This window comes from Nocardia sp. NPDC058497 (genome assembly GCF_042720195.1).
Taxonomy (GTDB): domain Bacteria; phylum Actinomycetota; class Actinomycetes; order Mycobacteriales; family Mycobacteriaceae; genus Nocardia.
Genome location: NZ_JBHXMY010000805.1, coordinates 1 through 785, shown reverse-complemented (window position 1 = coordinate 785; position 785 = coordinate 1). Strand labels below are relative to the sequence as shown.

Below are 785 nucleotides of genomic sequence, written 5' to 3'. Positions count from 1 at the left end.
TCAGGGGGGGCGGGGGGGGGGGGGGGGGGCGGCGCGAGCCCGCGCCCCAAACCCACGCGGGGCGCGGCGCGGGTACCGCTCATCGATCGGCGGCAACGGCCGGCTCGCCAGCGACCCGATACTGATCACCGGATGCCCGCTGTGGTCCACGGCCTGGATCGACACCGCGCTACCACTGGGCTCGGTACTGATCCGTGCCCGCAAGCCGGCGGCACCGACGGCATGCAGTTGCACGTGTTCCCAGGAGAACGGCATCCGCGGTTCGCTCTCGCCGTTCTCGACGGCATCGGCCGCGATCGCCACGCCTTGCAGGACCGCATCCAACAGAACCGGGTGCAGACCGTACGCCGTCACATCGCCCTCGGCCTCAGCGAGCGCGGCATCCACGAAGATGTCGCTGCCGCGCTGCCACACCGCGCGCAAGCCCCGATAGCTAGGGCCGTAGTAGTACCCGGATTGTTCCAAGCGCTCGTAGATGCCGTCGAGATCAACGGCCCGCGCATCGGCCGGCGGCCAATGTCCGCAGTCCGCGGACTCTGTGACCGCCGTGCCCGGATGCGGTGCCGGTGCCACGATGCCTTCGGCGTGCAGCGCCCAATCCGAATCAGTGAGGGCGCCAACGATTTCCGGACGCGAATACACGCTGACCGGCCGCTCGGCCCGAGCCCCTGCCGCACCGACGATCACCCGCATCTGTACCGCGTTCGAAACAGGCAGCGGCGCCAGCAATGTGAGCTCTTCAAGCAGCGTGCAGCCCACCTCGTCCGCAGCACGCATCACCACTT

The 785-nt window shown here is 69.4% G+C and carries 1 protein-coding gene; it reads right to left on the bottom strand.

Translation table 11 applies throughout. The annotated features are described in order from the left end of the window. Positions 1-785 (bottom strand): polyketide synthase dehydratase domain-containing protein (locus tag ACFWPJ_RS31180; RefSeq protein WP_378856852.1); only part of this gene is annotated, 785 nt, incomplete at its 5' end.